At 72.7% G+C, this 15,780-nt stretch carries 10 protein-coding genes and 1 pseudogene; 4 read left to right on the top strand and 7 right to left on the bottom strand.

Annotated elements, in window-relative coordinates; genetic code table 11:
* Positions 1 to 71 precede the first annotated feature (71 nt).
* From L6E17_RS21055 to L6E17_RS21040, 4 genes and pseudogenes are all read left to right on the top strand, one after another.
* Positions 72 to 1,280, top strand: a complete 1,209-nt coding sequence (locus tag L6E17_RS21055) for an RNA polymerase sigma factor (RefSeq protein ID WP_236242300.1) — start codon at positions 72 to 74, stop codon at positions 1,278 to 1,280.
* Positions 1,225 to 1,653 carry an AbfB domain-containing protein gene (locus L6E17_RS21050; protein ID WP_236242479.1) on the top strand — a complete coding sequence of 143 codons (429 nt, stop codon included), beginning with the start codon at positions 1,225 to 1,227 and terminating at the stop codon, positions 1,651 to 1,653. The genes L6E17_RS21055 and L6E17_RS21050 overlap by 56 nt, the downstream gene beginning before the upstream one ends.
* Before the next feature lie 574 nt (positions 1,654 to 2,227).
* Positions 2,228 to 4,587, top strand: a pseudogene (locus tag L6E17_RS21045) (non-reducing end alpha-L-arabinofuranosidase family hydrolase).
* Between the two features lie 78 nt (positions 4,588 to 4,665).
* On the top strand, positions 4,666 to 7,290 hold the full coding sequence (locus L6E17_RS21040) for an RICIN domain-containing protein (protein WP_236242299.1): 2,625 nt from the start codon (positions 4,666 to 4,668) through the stop codon (positions 7,288 to 7,290).
* A 245-nt stretch (positions 7,291 to 7,535) separates the two neighbouring features.
* Here L6E17_RS21040 and L6E17_RS21035 read toward each other — a convergent pair whose 3' ends face one another.
* The 7 genes from L6E17_RS21035 to L6E17_RS21005 form a co-directional block, all read right to left on the bottom strand.
* The gene (locus L6E17_RS21035; RefSeq protein ID WP_236242298.1) at positions 7,536 to 8,870 is read right to left on the bottom strand and encodes an erythromycin esterase family protein; all 1,335 of its coding nucleotides are present in this window, start codon (positions 8,868 to 8,870) and stop codon (positions 7,536 to 7,538) included.
* Between the two features lie 87 nt (positions 8,871 to 8,957).
* Entirely contained in the window at positions 8,958 to 9,707 is a 750-nt protein-coding gene (locus L6E17_RS21030) for a thioesterase II family protein (RefSeq protein ID WP_236242297.1), read from the bottom strand.
* Between the two features lie 15 nt (positions 9,708 to 9,722).
* A complete protein-coding gene (locus L6E17_RS21025) occupies positions 9,723 to 10,538 on the bottom strand; it encodes a winged helix-turn-helix domain-containing protein (protein ID WP_236242296.1) in 816 nt (271 codons plus the stop codon).
* A 51-nt stretch (positions 10,539 to 10,589) separates the two neighbouring features.
* The gene (locus L6E17_RS21020) at positions 10,590 to 11,768 is read right to left on the bottom strand and encodes a cytochrome P450 (protein ID WP_236242295.1); all 1,179 of its coding nucleotides are present in this window, start codon (positions 11,766 to 11,768) and stop codon (positions 10,590 to 10,592) included.
* A 99-nt stretch (positions 11,769 to 11,867) separates the two neighbouring features.
* A complete protein-coding gene (locus L6E17_RS21015) occupies positions 11,868 to 13,085 on the bottom strand; it encodes an IS110 family transposase (protein WP_236238829.1) in 1,218 nt (405 codons plus the stop codon).
* A 134-nt stretch (positions 13,086 to 13,219) separates the two neighbouring features.
* On the bottom strand, positions 13,220 to 14,797 hold the full coding sequence (locus L6E17_RS21010) for an MFS transporter (protein ID WP_236242294.1): 1,578 nt from the start codon (positions 14,795 to 14,797) through the stop codon (positions 13,220 to 13,222).
* Positions 14,797 to 15,777, bottom strand: coding sequence for a TauD/TfdA family dioxygenase (locus L6E17_RS21005; protein ID WP_236242293.1), 981 nt, complete (start codon positions 15,775 to 15,777; stop codon positions 14,797 to 14,799). Before L6E17_RS21005 ends, L6E17_RS21010 begins: the two co-directional genes overlap by 1 nt.
* Positions 15,778 to 15,780 lie beyond the last annotated feature (3 nt).

Raw genomic sequence — 15,780 nt, 5'->3', positions numbered from 1 at the left:
GCCTTCGCCGACGCTAAGGTATGCCGCCGTACTCGGCGGATCGCTCCCCTGAAGGGGTGGGAAGGGGGCTCATGGACGCGGACCACGTGAAGCTGGTCGGCGCGGCGCAGGCCGGTGACGACCGGGCGCGCGAGAAGCTGATCGCCGCGTACCTGCCGCTGCTCTACAACATCGTCGGACGAGCGCTCAGCGGACATGCCGACGTGGACGACGTCGTCCAGGAGGTCCTGCTGCGCGCGGTGCGCGACCTGCCCGCCCTGCGTGCCCCGGAGAGCTTCCGCTCCTGGCTGGTGTCCATCACGCTCCGCCAGATCAACACCCACTGGCACCGGCAGCGCACCCTCGCCGACCGGACGACGGTCATCGACGAGGCCCTCCGGGTGCCGAACGCCGGCGCCGCGCTGGAGGACGTGACCATCCTGCGCCTGCACATGTCGGACGAACGCCGTCAGGTGGTCGAAGCCGGCCGGTGGCTCGACCCGGACCACCGGATGCTGCTGTCGCTGTGGTGGCAGGAGTGCGCCGGCCTGCTGAGCCGTCAGGACATCGCGGACGCGATGGGGCTCAGCGTCGCCCATGCCGGAGTGCGGGTGCAGCGCATGCGTGAGCAGCTGGACCTGAGCCGCACGGTCGTCGCCGCGCTGGATGCGGACCCGCGCTGCCCGCGGCTGGACGAGGCCCTCGCCGGTTGGGACGGTTCGCGTACGTCAGTGTGGCGCAAGCGCATCGCGCGGCACACCCGCGACTGCCCGGCCTGCACGGCGACGAGGGCGCAGCGGGTTCCGGCCGAACTCCTGCTCCTCGGCGTCGCGCCGCTGGCCGTCCCCGCCGCGCTCGTCGCCGCACTGACCGCCAAGGGCCTGCTGTCGGGTGCGTCCGCGAGCGCTGCCGGGCTGGCCGCGGCGCCCGTCGCCGCCGGCGCGTCGGCGGGGAGGCGGTCTGCACGGCTCACTGCTCGGCAAGCTCCAGGCGGTGACCGCCCATCCCGTGGCGGGCCTCGCCGCCGGCGCGGTGCTCATCGCCGGGGCGGCCACGTACGCGACCTGGCCCGAGCCGGCGCCAAGGCAGCCCGGCGTCACCGCCGCTCCCACGGGCCCTGCCCCCTCGGGCGGTACGCCCCCGGTCGGCACTCCCACGCCGGTCCCGTCGCCCACGACCCCGCCCACCGCACCCCCGGCCGCACCGTCCCCGGCGGGCCCGTCCGCCGCCACTGGCACTGTCCCGCTGGGCGCGCGGTCCCTGGAATCCGCGGACCGGCCCGGCCTGTTCGTCACGTATGACGGCGACTTCGCGGCGCTCGGCCCCCTCTCCTCGTCCAGCGGCGAGCCGGCGCGGCGACGGGTCACCTTCACGGTCGTCAGCGGGCTGGCCGACACCCGGTGCGTCACCTTCCGCGCCGCGGACGGCCGTTACCTTCGCCACCACTACCTGCGGCTGCGGCTGAGCACCGACGACGGCAGCGAACTGTTCCGGGAGGACGCCACGTTCTGCCCGCGCCCCGGGGCGGCTGCCGGGTCCGTGACCCTGCACGCGCACAACTACCCCGGCTCGGTCATCCGCCACCGCGACGGTGGCATCTGGCTCGACGGCTTCGACGGTACGCGGGCCATGGCCGGCCAGGCTTCGTTCCTCATCCGCGGGCCCCGGGCCTGAGAGCCGCTCCTCGTCCAGTGCGGGCCGCGGACCGGGCCGCACGGCGAGAGAGGTGCCGCCGCGGTACGCGGCGGTCCCGCGCCGCGCTTCCCTCCACCCGGCGGTGAGCCGGGTGGAGGTTCCGGACCCGGCTCCTGCCCGCATGCCGTCGAACGCTGCCTCGCGCTGAGCACGTGTCCGCCACCGACTGCGGTGCGGTGCGCCCTCCAGGAGGGGCGACCAGATCGCGGGGCCGGGCATAACGCTTTCCGCCTGCGAGATGCATCACCGAAGCAATCGCCCGGGCGGCGCCACTTTTCCGTTACGGGACCGCGGGTCGCCAAGCCTCCACTTCTGGGCTGCCTTTCCCGCCGCTGACCATGACGCATCGATGCGGCGGGCCACCCGGCACCCCCACGACCCGTCCCCTGGAGAAAGCCCCTCCCATGACCCGACACACCGCCGGTCCCACGGCGACCGGTGCGCGGGAACGGATACGCGTCCCGCACGCGACCTGCCTCGCTGACCGGGCCGCCCTGGCCGACGCGCGCACGATCACGGCACCCGGAACCACCCGCGGCCTCCGAGGAGAATCATGAAGGGCCTGCACCGCCTGCCCCGGCGTCGCTGGGCACTGACGACAGGGCTGTCCGCCACGGCGCTGGTGGCCGGTGTCCTGACGTTCCTGCCGAGCTCCGCCGGAGCCGCGGGCCTGGGTACCCAGGCGGCCCCCTCGGGCAGGTACTTCGGTACCGCTGTGGCCGCGGGCCGGCTCGGCGACCCGGCGTACACCGCGCTCGCGGACCGGGAATTCACCATGGTCACCCCGGAGAACGAGATGAAGTGGGACGCCGTAGAGCCGTCCCGCGGCACCTTCCGGTTCGGCCCCGCGGACCGGATCGTCAACCGAGCCCTGGAACGAGGCCAACGCCTGCGCGGCCACACCGCGGTCTGGCACGCGCAGCTCCCCGCCTGGGTTGACGCCATCCGCGACGCAGGCACGCTGCGCAGCGTGATGAACCACCACATCACCACACTGATGTCCCACTACAAGGGCAAGGTCTACGCCTGGGACGTGGTCAACGAGGCGTTCGCCGACGGCGGCAGCGGCGGGCTCCGCGACTCGGTCTTCCGGAAGGTCCTCGGCGAGGCTTCGTCGAGGAGGCGTTCCGCACCGCCCGCGCCGCCGACCCCTCGGCCAAGCTCTGCTACAACGACTACAACATCGAGAACTGGTCGGACGCCAAGACGCAGGGCGTCTACCGCATGGTCAAGGACTTCACGTCCCGCGGCGTGCCCATCGACTGCGTCGGCCTGCAGAGCCACTTCGGCGCCGGCGGCCCGCCGGCGAGCTTCAGAACCACCCTCGCCAACTTCGCCGCTCTCGGCGTCGACGTCCAGATCACCGAGCTGGACATCGCCCAGGCATCACCCACCCACTACGCGAACGCGGTCAACGCCTGCCTGTCGGTGGCCCGGTGCACCGGCATCACCGTGTGGGGGGTCCGCGACAGCGACTCCTGGCGCAGCGACGAGAAACCCCTGCTGTTCGACGGCAGCGGCAGGCCCAAGCCCGCGTACACCGCCGTCGTGAACGCCCTCGACTCCGGCCGGGGCACCACCCCGACCCGACCGGCCGACGGTGCCGGGGAGATCAGGGGCGCGGCCTCCGGCCGCTGCCTCGACACACCCGGCTCCGCCGCGGCCAACGGCGCCCGGGCGCAGCTGTGGGACTGCAGCGGACAGGCCGACCAGCGCTGGACCCGCACCGCCGCCAAGGAGCTGCGGATCCACGGGAACAAGTGCCTGGACGCCAAGAGCAAGGGCACGACCAACGGCACCCCGGTGGTCGTCTGGGACTGCAACGGCGGCGCCAACCAGAAGTGGGACGTCCACGCGGACGGCACGGTCACCGGCGTCCAGTCCGGCCTGTGCCTCGACGCGGTCGGCGCGGCCACCGCGAACGGCACCACGATCCAGCTGTACACCTGCGCGTCCGTCGGCAACCAGAAGTGGACGGTCCCGTCCGGCTCGGGCGGCGGCACCGCGTGTGCCCTTCCCTCGACGTACAAGTGGACGTCGACGGGTCCGCTCGCGCAGCCGTCGAACGGGTGGGCCGCGCTGAAGGACTTCACCCACGTGACGGTGGGCGGCAAGCACCTGGTCTACGGGTCCACCGCGTCCGGGACCTCCTACGGCTCGATGGCGTTCACCCCCTTCACCGACTGGCCGGACATGGCGTCGGCCCGACAGACCCGGATGAAGCAGAACGCGGTGGCCCCCACGCTGTTCTACTTCGCGCCCAAGAAGATCTGGGTGCTGGCGTACCAGTGGGGAGCTTCGCCCTTCAGCTACCGCACGTCGAGCGACCCCACCGACCCCGACGGCTGGTCCGCGCCGCGGCCGCTGTTCACCGGCACCCTCCCCGACTCCCGCACCGGCCCGATCGACCAGACCCTGATCGGCGACGAGAAGAACATGTACCTGTTCTTCGCCGGGGACAACGGCAAGATCTACCGGGCGACCATGCCGATCGGGAACTTCCCGGGCAACTTCGGCTCGTCGTACACGACGGTCATGAGCGACACGGTCAAGAACCTGTTCGAGGCGCCGCAGGTCTACAAGGTCCAGGGCCGGAACCAGTACCTCATGATCGTCGAGGCCCGCGGCGCGCACGAGCAGCGCTACTTCCGGTCCTTCACGGCCACGAGCCTGAGCGGTGCGTGGACCCCGCAGGCCGCCACCGAGGGCAACCCCTTCGCGGGCAAGGCCAACAGCGGCGCCACCTGGACCGACGACATCAGCCACGGTGATCTGATCCGCACCGGTCCCGATCAGACGATGACCATCGACCCGTGCAACCTGCAGTTCCTCTACCAGGGCAAGTCCCCGCAGGCAGGCGGACCCTACGACCGGCTGCCGTACCGGCCGGGAGTCCTCACCCTGCGGCGCTGAGCCGCCCGGTCCACGGTCCCACCCAACCGTGCGGCGCGCTGAGCGCCGATCCACGGTGACACGCAAGGAGCACACCCCATGAACAACCCCACCCGCGGCCGGCGCCGCGGACGGCACCGCCGCCGCTGGAGCGCCACCGCCCTGCTGCTCGCGGTGCCCGGCGCCGCCGTGCCGTACCTCCTGTTCACCCAGGACGACTCGCAGGCCGCGACAGTCGACGGCAACGCCTACTACCGGCTGGTCTCGGTGCGCAGCGGCAAGGTGATGGACGTCAAGAGCTTCTCCACCGCCGACGGCACCCGTATCCAGCAGTACACCGACCAGAACACGGCCAACCAGCAGTGGCGGCTCAAGGACGCCGGGGACGGCTACTACGAGCTGGTGAACCGCAACAGCGGCAAAGTACTGGGCATAGCGGGCGACTCGACCGCCCGGTCGGCTGCAGCCGAGCAGCAGACCGACAGCTCCTCCGCTTCCCAGGAGTGGCGGATCGACGAGGTGGGCGGCTCCGGCGCCGTCACCTTCACCTCCCGCAGGAGCGGCCTGGTCCTGGACGTCTCCGGAAACACCACGGCCCAGGGCGCGGGGGTCATCCAGTATCCGGGCCACGGCGGCACCAACCAGCAGTGGAGGCTGGTGAAGGTGGCCGAGGCGCAGACGGCCGCGGCCGGACCGTATACGTGGAAGAACGCCGAGGTGGTGGGCGGCGGTTACGTCACCGGACTGGTGTTCAATCCGCGCGAGAAGGGCCTGCTGTATGCGCGGACCGACATGGGTGGCGCGTACCGCTGGGACACCGGGGCCGAGCAGTGGCTACCGCTGACCGACTGGATCGGCGAGAAGGACTGGAACCTGCTGGGCATCGACTCGCTGGCCACCGACCCTGTCGACCCCAAGCGGCTCTACCTCGCAGCGGGCACTTACACCAACAACTGGGCGGGCAACGGCGCGATCCTGCGCTCCACCGACCGGGGCCGCACCTTCGAGCGCACTGATCTGCCCTTCAAGCTGGGCGCCAACGAGGACGGCCGCGGGGCGGGGGAGCGGCTCGTGATCGACCCCTCCGACCACCGCACCCTGCTGCTGGGCACCCGCAAGAACGGCCTGTGGCGCAGCACCGACTACAGCGTGACCTGGCGGCAGGTCTCCTCCTTCCCCGTCAAGGGCGGGGCGAGCAGCGGTGCGGGCATCTCCTTCGTGACGTACGGCCCGGCCGGCAGCAAGACGGTCTACGTCGGCGTCGCCGACAAGTCCACCTCCCTGTACCGCTCCACCGACGGCGGCAGCACCTGGCACGCCGTCCCCGGGCAGCCCACCGGCCAACTGCCGCAGCACGGGGTGGTCTCCGCGGACGGTTCGCTGTACCTGTCGTACACCGACAACCTGGGACCCAACGGCGTGACGGCCGGCTCGGTGTGGAAGTACCGCCCGGCCGGCGGGGCGTGGAAGGAGATCTCCCCGTCCCGGGGCGCCTACGGCTTCTCCGGCCTGGCCGTCGATCCGCGCAAGCCGTCCGCGGTGATGGTCACCACCCTCGGCCGCTGGTGGCCGGAGGACGAGGTCTACCGCAGCACCGACGGCGGCACGACCTGGAAGGCGCTGGCCGGGAAGTCGGTGCGCGACGCCTCCGCCGCTCCGTACATCGGCACCCACACCGGGCACTGGATGACCGCCCTCGCCATCGACCCCTTCGACTCCGGGCATGTGCTGTACGGCACCGGCAACGGCATCTGGCGCAGCGAGGACGCCGACGCCACCGACAGCGGCGGCACCAGCCACTGGACCGTCGGCGCCCGCGGCCTGGAGGAGACCGCGCTGATGGACGCGATCGCCCCGCCCGGCGGTGCCGCCGTGATCACCGCGATGGGCGACCAGGGGGGCTTCCGCCACGAGGACCTGACCAAGGTGCCCGCCGGGCGGTTGGGCAACCCGATGATGACCAACAGCACCGACATCGACTTCGCCCAGTCCGACCCCTCGGTCATGGTCCGGGTCGGCCGCGGCGGCGCGCAGGACGGCGCCTACTCCACCGACGGCGGCCGCAGCTGGCGCGGCTTCACGGCGGAGCCGGTGGCCCGCGCCCAGGACGGCCGTGTCGCGCTCGCCGCGGACGGCTCCGCCATCGTCTGGACCCAGGCCGGCCAGGCCCCGTACCGCTCGACCGACAAGGGGGCGAGCTGGTCGAAGGTCAGCGGCCTGAGCACCGACGCCGCCGTCGTCGCCGACCGCTCCTCGGCCAGGACGTTCTACTCCCTGTCCGGAGGCACGCTCCACGCCAGCACCGACGGTGGCGCCACCTTCACCCCCCGTGCCAGGAACCTGCCCGCCGGCCGCCTCGTGGCCGTCCCCGGCGTCGCCGGGGACCTGTGGATCGCCGGCGGCGCCAAGGGGCTCCTGCACTCCACCGACGGCGGCCGCACCTTCACCACGCTCAGCACGGTGCAGTCCGCCTCCGCCGTCGGCTTCGGCAAGGCCGCACCCGGTGCCTCCTACCAGGCCCTCTATCTGATCGGCACCGTCAACGGCGTCACCGGCGTCTTCCGCTCCACCGACCAGGGCGCCACCTGGCTCCGCGTCAACGACGACACCCACCAGTGGGGAGCGATCGGCGGCGTCGGCGTCATCACCGGCGACCCCGACACCTACGGCCGTGTCTACGTCGGCACCAACGGACGCGGCCTCCAGTACGGCGACCCGGCCTGACCCGACCGCCGGGGCGGACGTGCATCCGAGGTCCGGGCCGATGCGCTGTCCGCAAGGGAACGCCGCCCTCCTGACCGTTGCGACACCTGGTCGGAGGGCGGCTTCCACCGCAGCGGACAGCACCCGTCTGCGGTGTTCCGGGCGGGTCGCCACCTTCGGGGCCCCCGCGGACGTGACGCTCTGGCGGCCTCGTGGAGGCCGCTGGGCCCCCGGGCGGGAGGCTCCCCCCGGGCCGGGTGCGGCGGTCAGCCCGGGGGCGCCAGGAGGCGGGCCGGGGTGACGTGGTGCAGGTGGATCAGGAGGTCGTGGGAGGCCACGGGGGCGATGTCGTGGAGGCGCTCCGGGTAGGAGGTGCCGATGCTGCGGGTGGGGCGGGGGGTGTGCAGCCAGGTGCGGGCCGCGGGTGGGGACGTGCGCAGGTCCAGGAGGTAGTCGCCGGGGCGTACCCGGTCGAGGAAGCGTTCGGTGCTGTGCCGCGGCGGGGCTCCCACGGTGTGGACCCGGGCCGTGCCGTCGGGGCCGGTCGCGTTGAAGGAGCCGGCGCCGAACGTCACGGCGGCGCTCACGTAGTCCTCGCCCAGCCGCTCCCGCAGGAACGCGCCCTGCATGCGCGGGTAGCGCGGGTCGGAGGTGCGGTAGGAGACATGGCTGTTGTGCGCCGACAGCAGGACCTTGTGGCCCGTACGCGCCTGCCACCAGGCGATGTTGTCCGCCATCAGCCGGTCGCGGTAGCCCATGGACGCCCTGAGCTGGTCCGGGTCGTCGAAGTCGAACGCATACCCGCGGGCGGTCTGCGCGAGGGCACGCGCGTGCTGCACCATCCAGGCGTGGGCGTCCTTCGTCGTGCCCGCGGGGACCGGCTGCCGGGCGAGCAGGGACAGCGCCGCCTCCGCGCGGACGGCCATCGCGCGGCGCTCGGCCAGGGGCCGGGCCAGGTACGCCTTCATGTACGTGCCCGCCGGAGCGGCGGGCCGCAGCCCCCGGTACAGCGCGGTCAGCCGCGGGTGCAGGTCGGGCAGGTGCCGGGCGGCGTACCGGAGCACCGCGTCGTACAGCTCCGGCCCCGCGTACGCGAAGTCGTCGCCCATGAACCGCACCGGGTCGTCCGGGTGCCGGACGTTGTACGCGCGCATCCACTCGACGAGGGCGAGGTACTCCCGCGTGTTCCACCACGCGTACGTGTCCTGGAACTCCTCCCGCATGATGCGCCGCGGGTCGCCGCGGCCGGTCCGCACGTACGCGTCCAGCCGCAGGCCGCTGCTCCAGCCCGCCTCCAGCGCGAAGGTGCGGAAGCCTTCCTGCTCCACCAGGTAGCGCAGGACGCGGTGCTTCAGGGTGAAGAACTCGTGCGAGCTGTGCGTCGCCTCGCCCAGCCCCAGCACCTTCGCGTCGCCCACCATGCGTCCGAGGGGCCGCAGGTCGTCCAGGCCGCCGTCCGGGTCGGTGGTGCGCAGCGGGTGGGCGTCGCGCTCCGCGGCCCGCAGGGCGCGCTCCCCGGGGGGCGGGAGCGTGCCGGCGCTCAGGGAGCCCGCGCAGAGCAGCAGCAGGAACAGGATCACTGCGGTCCGGTTTCGCGTCATACGACAAGGTTCCGGTTCCGTGCGTCTCAGGACATCACAGGCAACCACCGACTTTCTCGGCGGGCTGTCCCGACCGCGGGCATGCCGCTAAACCGGAAGGGGCGGCGCCGTTTCCATGGCGGCCCGGGCCACGCGCTCGGCCGCCGGCACCAGGTAGAAGTGGTCGCCCTCCAGCACGGTCAGACGGAACGAGCCCGAGGTCACGGCGCTCCAGCCCGCCGCCTCCTCGGGGGTGACCTGCGGGTCGCGGTCGCCCGTCAGGGCGTGGACGTCGGCGAGCAGCAGGGGAGCGTCCGCCGGGCGGCGGTAGCCGTCGATCAGGCGGTAGTCGTTGCGGATGACGGGCAGGAGCAGCTCGCGCATGTCCGGGTCGTCCCACACCGCCGCGTGGGTGCCGCCCAGGGCCCTGACCGCCTCGACGACCTCGTCGTCCGTCCGCACGGCCGGCCCGGCGGCGCCGTCGGGGGACCGGCCGGAGACACACAGGCGGGTGACATGGGTGGTGCCCGCCCCTTCGAGCCGCAGGAGCGTCTCGTACGCGACAGCCGCGCCCATGCTGTGGCCGAAGAACACCGTGGGCAGCGGCGGCAGGGACAGCAGCTCGCCGGCGACGGCCGACGCCAGCGGGTCCATCGTCGGGACCAGCGGCTCCCGGAACCGGTTCTCGCGGCCCGGGTACTGCACGGCCAGCAGCTCCGTCCCGGGGTCCGCGTACCGGGCCCAGGGGCGGTAGAAGCTCGCCGCGCCGCCCGCGTGGGGGAAGCAGACCAGGCGGCGAGCGGGGCGGTCGGGCCGGGTGTGGCGGGTCAGGCAGGAGGAGGGGGAGGAAGCAGGCATGCAGAAGTCCGATCTTCAGCCGAGGATGGCCTCGCCCAGCGGGGTGAGGCTGTGCACCGCCAGGTTCTGCTGGCGTTCCGTGGTCACGAATCCGGCGCGGCGCAGGACCGTGAGGTGTTTGCTGGCGGAGGGGCTCGAAATCCGCAGGCGGTCGGCCACCTGACCGGTCGAGCCGGTCTCCCGCAGCGCCGCCAGGACGTTGGCCCGGGTCCGGCCCAGCAGGGCGTGCAGGGCAGGTTCCCCCTCGCCGCCCTGCCACAGCGAGGCGGCCGTGTCCGGGTCCGGCGTGACGCCGTACACCAGGATGGGCAGGCCGTGCCAACCCGCGCGGGCGTCGATCAGGAGGGGGTGCGGGGCGAACAGCGACGGGGCGAGCGTCATGCCGCGTCCGCCCAGGGCGGCACGCCGGGACGGCTGCGCGTTCTCGACGCGCAGCACCGGGGCCTCCCACCGGATCGCTGCGTGCCGGCTGTTGAGGACCTGCTCCATCCCGCCGGTGAGCATCGCCCGCCCGGCGGCGTCGCGCTCCGCCATCAGTAATCGCTGGATGCGGTCCCAGAACGGCTCCACGGCCACCGCGGGGAACGGGTCCGTGTCGCGCGGCACCGGCGACGTCAGGCTCTCCAGCAGGGACGTGGAGGGCTCCGCCACCGGCTGCGCCGCGGAGACCCGGCGCAGCCGGTGGCGGGCCGCCCGGCGCCATTCGGTCAGCGCGTCGCGGCGCTGCTCCCCCAGCCGCGCCCAGGCCATGTGCGCCTCGAACGCCATGCCCAGGGTGCCGATGACGCGTACACGAGCCAGGTCCTCAACGCTGAGGCGCAGTTCCAGCACGACGAGGGCTCCCCCCAGTGGTCGATCAAGATCATAGGAAGGCGTGACGGATCAGCGCCAGTCCAGGGAGACCTTGAGGCTGCTGTAGCCCTGCACCAGGTTGGAGCGCATCCAGCGCACTTCCCCGGCCAGTTCCACCCCTCGTGCCTCGGCCGCCAACTCCTGTAGCAGCGCCCGGAGTTCGAGACGGGCCAGAGCGGCGCCGAGACAGTGGTGCGGGCCGGTGCCGAACCCGAGGTGGCGGTTGGGGGAGCGGCCCGGGACGAAGCGGTGCGGGTCGGGGAAGAGCCGCTCGTCGCGGTTGGCGGCGGACAGCCACGCCACGACCGGCTGCCCCTTGAGGACTTCCTGGCCGCCGATCTCGCAGTCCTCCGTGGCGACCCGCAGAACGTGCGCCGCCGGGGACGTCCAGCGGACCACCTCCTCCACGGCCGGCCCGGCGAGGTCCGGGTCGGCGTGCAGCGCGTCCAGGGTGCCGGGGAACGCCTGGAAGGCGTGGAAGACGCCGGTGATCGAGTGCCGGGTGGTCTCGTTGCCGCCGATGAGCACGTTGTCGCAGTTGATCAGCACGTCCTCCGTGCTGAGCCGGCCGTCTTCGAGCAGGGCGCTGACCAGGTCGGAGCCGGGCTGCCGGCGGCGCCGCTCGATCAACTCGTGGAAGTAGAAGAGGATCTCCGTGTGCGCCTCGGCCGGTGTCATCCGGTCGAAGCTGCTCTCTTCACCGCCGAAGGCGTGGTTGGTCAGCTCGATCAGGTGCTCCCGCTCGCTGAGCGGCACGCCGATGACCTCGCAGACGATCGCCGCGGGGAGCCGCGGGCCGATGCCCAGCGCGATGTCGGGGGCATCCTCCGACCGCAGCCGGTCGACGATGTCCCGGACCTCCCGGTGCAGCACCGACTGCAGTTCGGGGGCGCGCAGCCGGGAGAGGAACGGGCCGATGAGCCGCTTGAGCAGGGTGTGCCAGCCGCCCTCGCTCACCACCAGCATCCGGCCCCCGGAGTTGTCGGGGTGCTCGGCGTCGAAGCCGATCATCATGCCGTGCTCGGAGGTGAAGGGCGCCTTCGGGGAGAGGACGGCGGACACGTCGCGGTGGGAGAACACCGACCAGAAACCGGACGGGGAGAGGCCCGGATCGCTCCAGACCTTCGCGTCCGCCCGGACGTAGTCCTGCCACATGCCGAAGCGGGCGTCGGTGGTGTAGAGGTCGGGGTTGGCCAGATCGAGGGTCATGGTGGCTGTCTCTGCCTGTCTGTCAGCGTACGGGGGGTGCCTCTATGTCTTTCGTCAAGGCACCTCTGTCGGGTTTCGGGTGGTTCGGGCTTGCTGAAGCTATGCGGCGAGTTCGACGTCCGTCGGTGTCCGGGGTTCGTAGAAGGTGCCGTCGCGGAGCATGGCGAACAGGACGCTGATGCGTTGGCGGGCGAGGCGGAGGAGTGCCTGGGTGTGGGTTTTGCCGCGGGCTCGTTGCTTGTCGTAGTAGGTGCGGGAGGCCGGGTCGGCGTTCATGCAGGCGAAGGCCGAGAGGAACATCGCCCGTTTGAGCTGCCGGTTTCCGCCTCGGGGTGCGTGTTCGCCGTGGATCGAGGTCCCGGACTGCTTCGTGGTGGGTGCGAGGCCGGCGTAGGAGGCGAGGTGGGCGGCGGTGGGGAAGCTGGTGCCGTCGCCGACGGTAACCAGCAGGACGGCGGCGGTCCTGACGCCGACGCCGGGCATCGACGTCAGGACCGGGGAAAGAGGGTGAGCCTCCAGCAGAGCGTTGATCTGGGCTTCCATCGCCCGGCGCTGGGTGTGAACAGCGGTGAGCGAGGCGGCCAGGGAGGGGATCACGATGTCGAGGGTGCCGGTGCCCGGGACCACGACGGTCTGTTCGTCGAGCGCGTCGAAGACGTCGTCGATCAGCCGGGTGGCCATGCGCGGGGCCTTCGGGCGGATCAGCTCCACGAGTCTGCGGCGGCCTGCCTTGCGCAGGGCGGCCGGGGATCCGTAGCGCTCCAGCAACCAGGTCACGGCCTGGTGGTCCAGGCGCGGGCCCAGGACGCGCTCCAGCGAGGGGTGGAACTGGGTGAGCAGACCGCGTATCCGGTTGGAGGTGCGGGTGGCCTCGGCGGCGAGGTCCTGGTCGAAGCCGACGAGCACGGTGAGCTCGGCAGTGATCTCGTCGGTCAGTTCCAGCGAGCGCAGGGTGTGCGGCATAGTCCGTGCGGCGTCCGCGATGACGGCGGCGTCTTTGGCGTCGGTCTTGGCCTCGCCCGGGTAGAGGTCGGCGATCCGGCGCATCGCGAGTCCGGGCAGGTAGGCGACCTGGCAGCCGGCGTCGCGGGCGACGGTCAGCGGCAGGGCGCCGATGGAGGCGGGCTGGTCCACGATCACCAGGACGGTGCCGAACTTGTCGCGCAGCTTGTCGAAGACGGCCCGCAGCCTGGGCTCGCTGTTGGGCAGCGGTTTGTCGAAGACCTTCTTCCCGCCCGGGGTGAGCCCATGACCGTGGTGGGCACTCTTGCCGACGTCCAGGCCCAGGAACACGCCCACGTCTTCGATCTCGAACATCGTGCCCCTTCCCAGGGGGTGTTGGCGGTGCCGGCCTCGGCTCGGGTGTCGTGCTCGCGCATCCACGTTATGCAGACCTGCCGCCCGCGAACTGTCCGGCATTGCGCCGGACCGGACGGTGGCCGGACCTCTGATCAGCGTCTCCGACGAACACCCCCGGACCCGGTGACACCACCCCCCAGGTCATGCCTTCGACAGGGGGCAACAGTCATGCCGGGCCCGGAGGCCAGCGGCCCCGTTGCGGAGCCGCAGAAAACATAACGGGGGCGCCGCGGCCGTTTGCGCCCGGTCGGCCGGTTCCGCGGCCGGTCGTGTCCGCTCGGCGGGGCCGGGGCCGGGCCCCGGGCCGGGGTCGGGGCCGGGGTCGGAGTCGGGCGCCGGGCCGGGCGGAGTGGCGGCGGCGGTGTCGGGGCCGGGCGGAGTGGCGTCGATGGGGCCCGTGCCGGGACCGGGCGGGGTGGCGTCGGAGGTGTCCGTGCCGGGGGAGCGGCGCCGGCCGTGCCGGGCTCCGGTACGTCGCGCAGGGCCGGGCTCAGGGACGTCAGCAGGGCGATGACCGCCATCACGGCCGTGCAGCCGAGCAGCCCCGCGGACCGGCCCGCCAGGTCGAGGACGATGCCGCCCGCCAGCGGGGCGACCGCGCCGCCGCCGCCGCTCGCGACGGCGGCGACGCTCACCACCCGCCCCCGGTGGCTGTCCGGAGTGAGCATCAGCTGGTGCGTGGTGAAGTACGCGTTCGCCGTCGGCGCCGCGAAGGCGATCGCACCCAGCAGCACCCCCGGCGTCCAGCCGCCGGGCAGCACCGCGATCCCCGCCGTGAGCACGACGAACACCCACAGCACGACGTAGATGGGGCGGGCACCGGTCAGGACGCGCTGGAGCGGGGGCGCGGCCAGGGCGCCCAGCAGGCCGCCGACGCCGAGCAGCGCCGCCATCACTCCGATGAGCCCGGTGGCCATGCCGCTGGTCTGCGCGGACGCGATGACGATGAAGTAGATGACGCCGAAGAAGAAGTTCGTCGCCGTCGCGCAGACCAGCCCGACCCGCAGGAACGGTTGGGACATGATCCAGCGGACGCCCTCCATCAGCCCCCGCCCGCTCACCGGCGCCCGGTCGCCAGGGGCGCCGGCGGCAGGCGGCTGCCGCTTGAGGAACAGCAGCAGCACCAGGCCCGCCAGGTGCGCCAGGCAGCCGACGACGAACGGGAACGAGTGCTTCACCGCCAGCAGGAACCCGCCCGCCGAGGTGCCGGCGAGCTGGCCCGCGTACGTGCGCGCCGCGTTCATCGCCACCGCGTCGGACAGCCGTTCCTCCGCCACCAGACTGGGGATCATCGCCTCCCCGGCCGCCATCACCAGGGCGGTCGCCGCCCCGTTGACCAGGGCGAGCACCACCAGCGCGGGCAGCGACACGGTGCCCGTCCACAGCAGCGCGGCCAGCGCGCCGAACACGGCGACCAGCGCCGCCTGGCAGCACAGCATCACCGTCCTGCGGTCGTACCGGTCCGCGACGGCACCGGCGGGCAGCCCCGCCAGGAGCATCGCCGCCGCGTCGACGAAGCCGATGATCCCCGCCTGCGAGGGCGAACCGGTCAGCGCCAGCACGATCAGCGGCAGCACGATCAGCGACGTGCTGTACGCGAACTCGCCGAACGCCGAACTCACCCACAGCAGCGTGAAGCCGCCGCCCCGCCGCGTCTTCCCCGGCGGCATCAGCCGAGGAGCCGCGAACGGGACTTCGTCCGCACGTAGGTGCGCCGCAGATCGCGGACCAGACTCGTCCGCTTGAGCCAGCGGTCCGTCCCGTCGTATCGGGGGGTGAAGGTGTCACGGCCGTGGACGGCCCGGTGGTTGTCGATGAACACCGCGTCCCCGGGGCTGAGGACGACCCGCTCCGCGGCGCCGGCCAGCAGCCCGGCCGCCGCCTCCAAGGCGGCCTCCGCCCGGGTGTCGCCGGGCACCGCCTCGGTGAAGTCCGCGTCGATCCGCAGGTACGGCGCCTCCTCCGGGCCGAACAGCACCGACGCCACCTCGTACGGCCGGTCCCCCAGCGCCGAGGGGCTCTCCGCGCTGTGCTGCGGCACCACGTGGTGGGAGTCGTCCGGGAAGAACCGGAAGCGGTCCTGGTGCAGCACCCGCCGCACCGGCTCCGGGAACTCCACCGACTCCACCAGCGCCACCGTCGTCCCCACCGCGTCGGGGTTGCGCAGGCACATCAGCGCCACGTAGTCACCGCGGCAGGAGTGGAACACGTCCTCCGTGTGCAGGGTGAGCTGCTGCCGGCTGCTCGCACTGGTCAGGGAGTCCTCCTGCCCCTTGGAGGGGCAGACGTCGTGCACGAGCCGGCCGTTCTGCTGGTTGGTCCAGCCGAACGGCTCACCGAGCACGGACCCCACGAGCAGCAGCACCAGCTCCTCGCGGATCGCGGCTGCCTCCTTCTCCGCGACCTGCCAGCTCGGCGGCGTCGGGACGAGGGCCTCGTCCACGGGCAGGTTCCCCAGCACGATGACGGCGTCCTCGGCGGCGCGGGAGGACACCAGGAACCGGCGCACCCCCACAGGGAGCCGCTCCGCCTCGGCGCGGATGCCGTCCGCGTACTCCAGCGGCGCCCAGACGGGACGGGCAGCGAGGAACTCCTCCGCGACAGCGGCAAGTTCGGACTTCTCGACATCACTCAGCACGTAGCGAGCCACAGC

It is taken from the genome of Streptomyces sp. CC228A (assembly GCF_021390935.1).
In the GTDB taxonomy this organism is placed as follows: domain Bacteria; phylum Actinomycetota; class Actinomycetes; order Streptomycetales; family Streptomycetaceae; genus Streptomyces.
Note: the sequence above shows the minus strand (reverse complement) of the source record. Positions and strands in the feature narration are given on the sequence as shown.

Excerpts from the sequence above, each read along its gene's own strand:
- L6E17_RS21055 (WP_236242300.1), top strand. The coding sequence starts at position 72 with ATGGACGCGGACCACGTGAAGCTGGTCGGCGCGGCGCAGGCCGGTGAC.
- L6E17_RS21040 (WP_236242299.1), top strand. The coding sequence starts at position 4,666 with ATGAACAACCCCACCCGCGGCCGGCGCCGCGGACGGCACCGCCGCCGC.
- L6E17_RS21035 (WP_236242298.1), bottom strand. The coding sequence starts at position 8,870 with ATGACGCGAAACCGGACCGCAGTGATCCTGTTCCTGCTGCTGCTCTGC.
- L6E17_RS21030 (WP_236242297.1), bottom strand. The coding sequence starts at position 9,707 with ATGCCTGCTTCCTCCCCCTCCTCCTGCCTGACCCGCCACACCCGGCCC.
- L6E17_RS21020 (WP_236242295.1), bottom strand. The coding sequence starts at position 11,768 with ATGACCCTCGATCTGGCCAACCCCGACCTCTACACCACCGACGCCCGC.
- L6E17_RS21015 (WP_236238829.1), bottom strand. The coding sequence starts at position 13,085 with ATGTTCGAGATCGAAGACGTGGGCGTGTTCCTGGGCCTGGACGTCGGC.
- L6E17_RS21010 (WP_236242294.1), bottom strand. The coding sequence starts at position 14,797 with ATGCCGCCGGGGAAGACGCGGCGGGGCGGCGGCTTCACGCTGCTGTGG.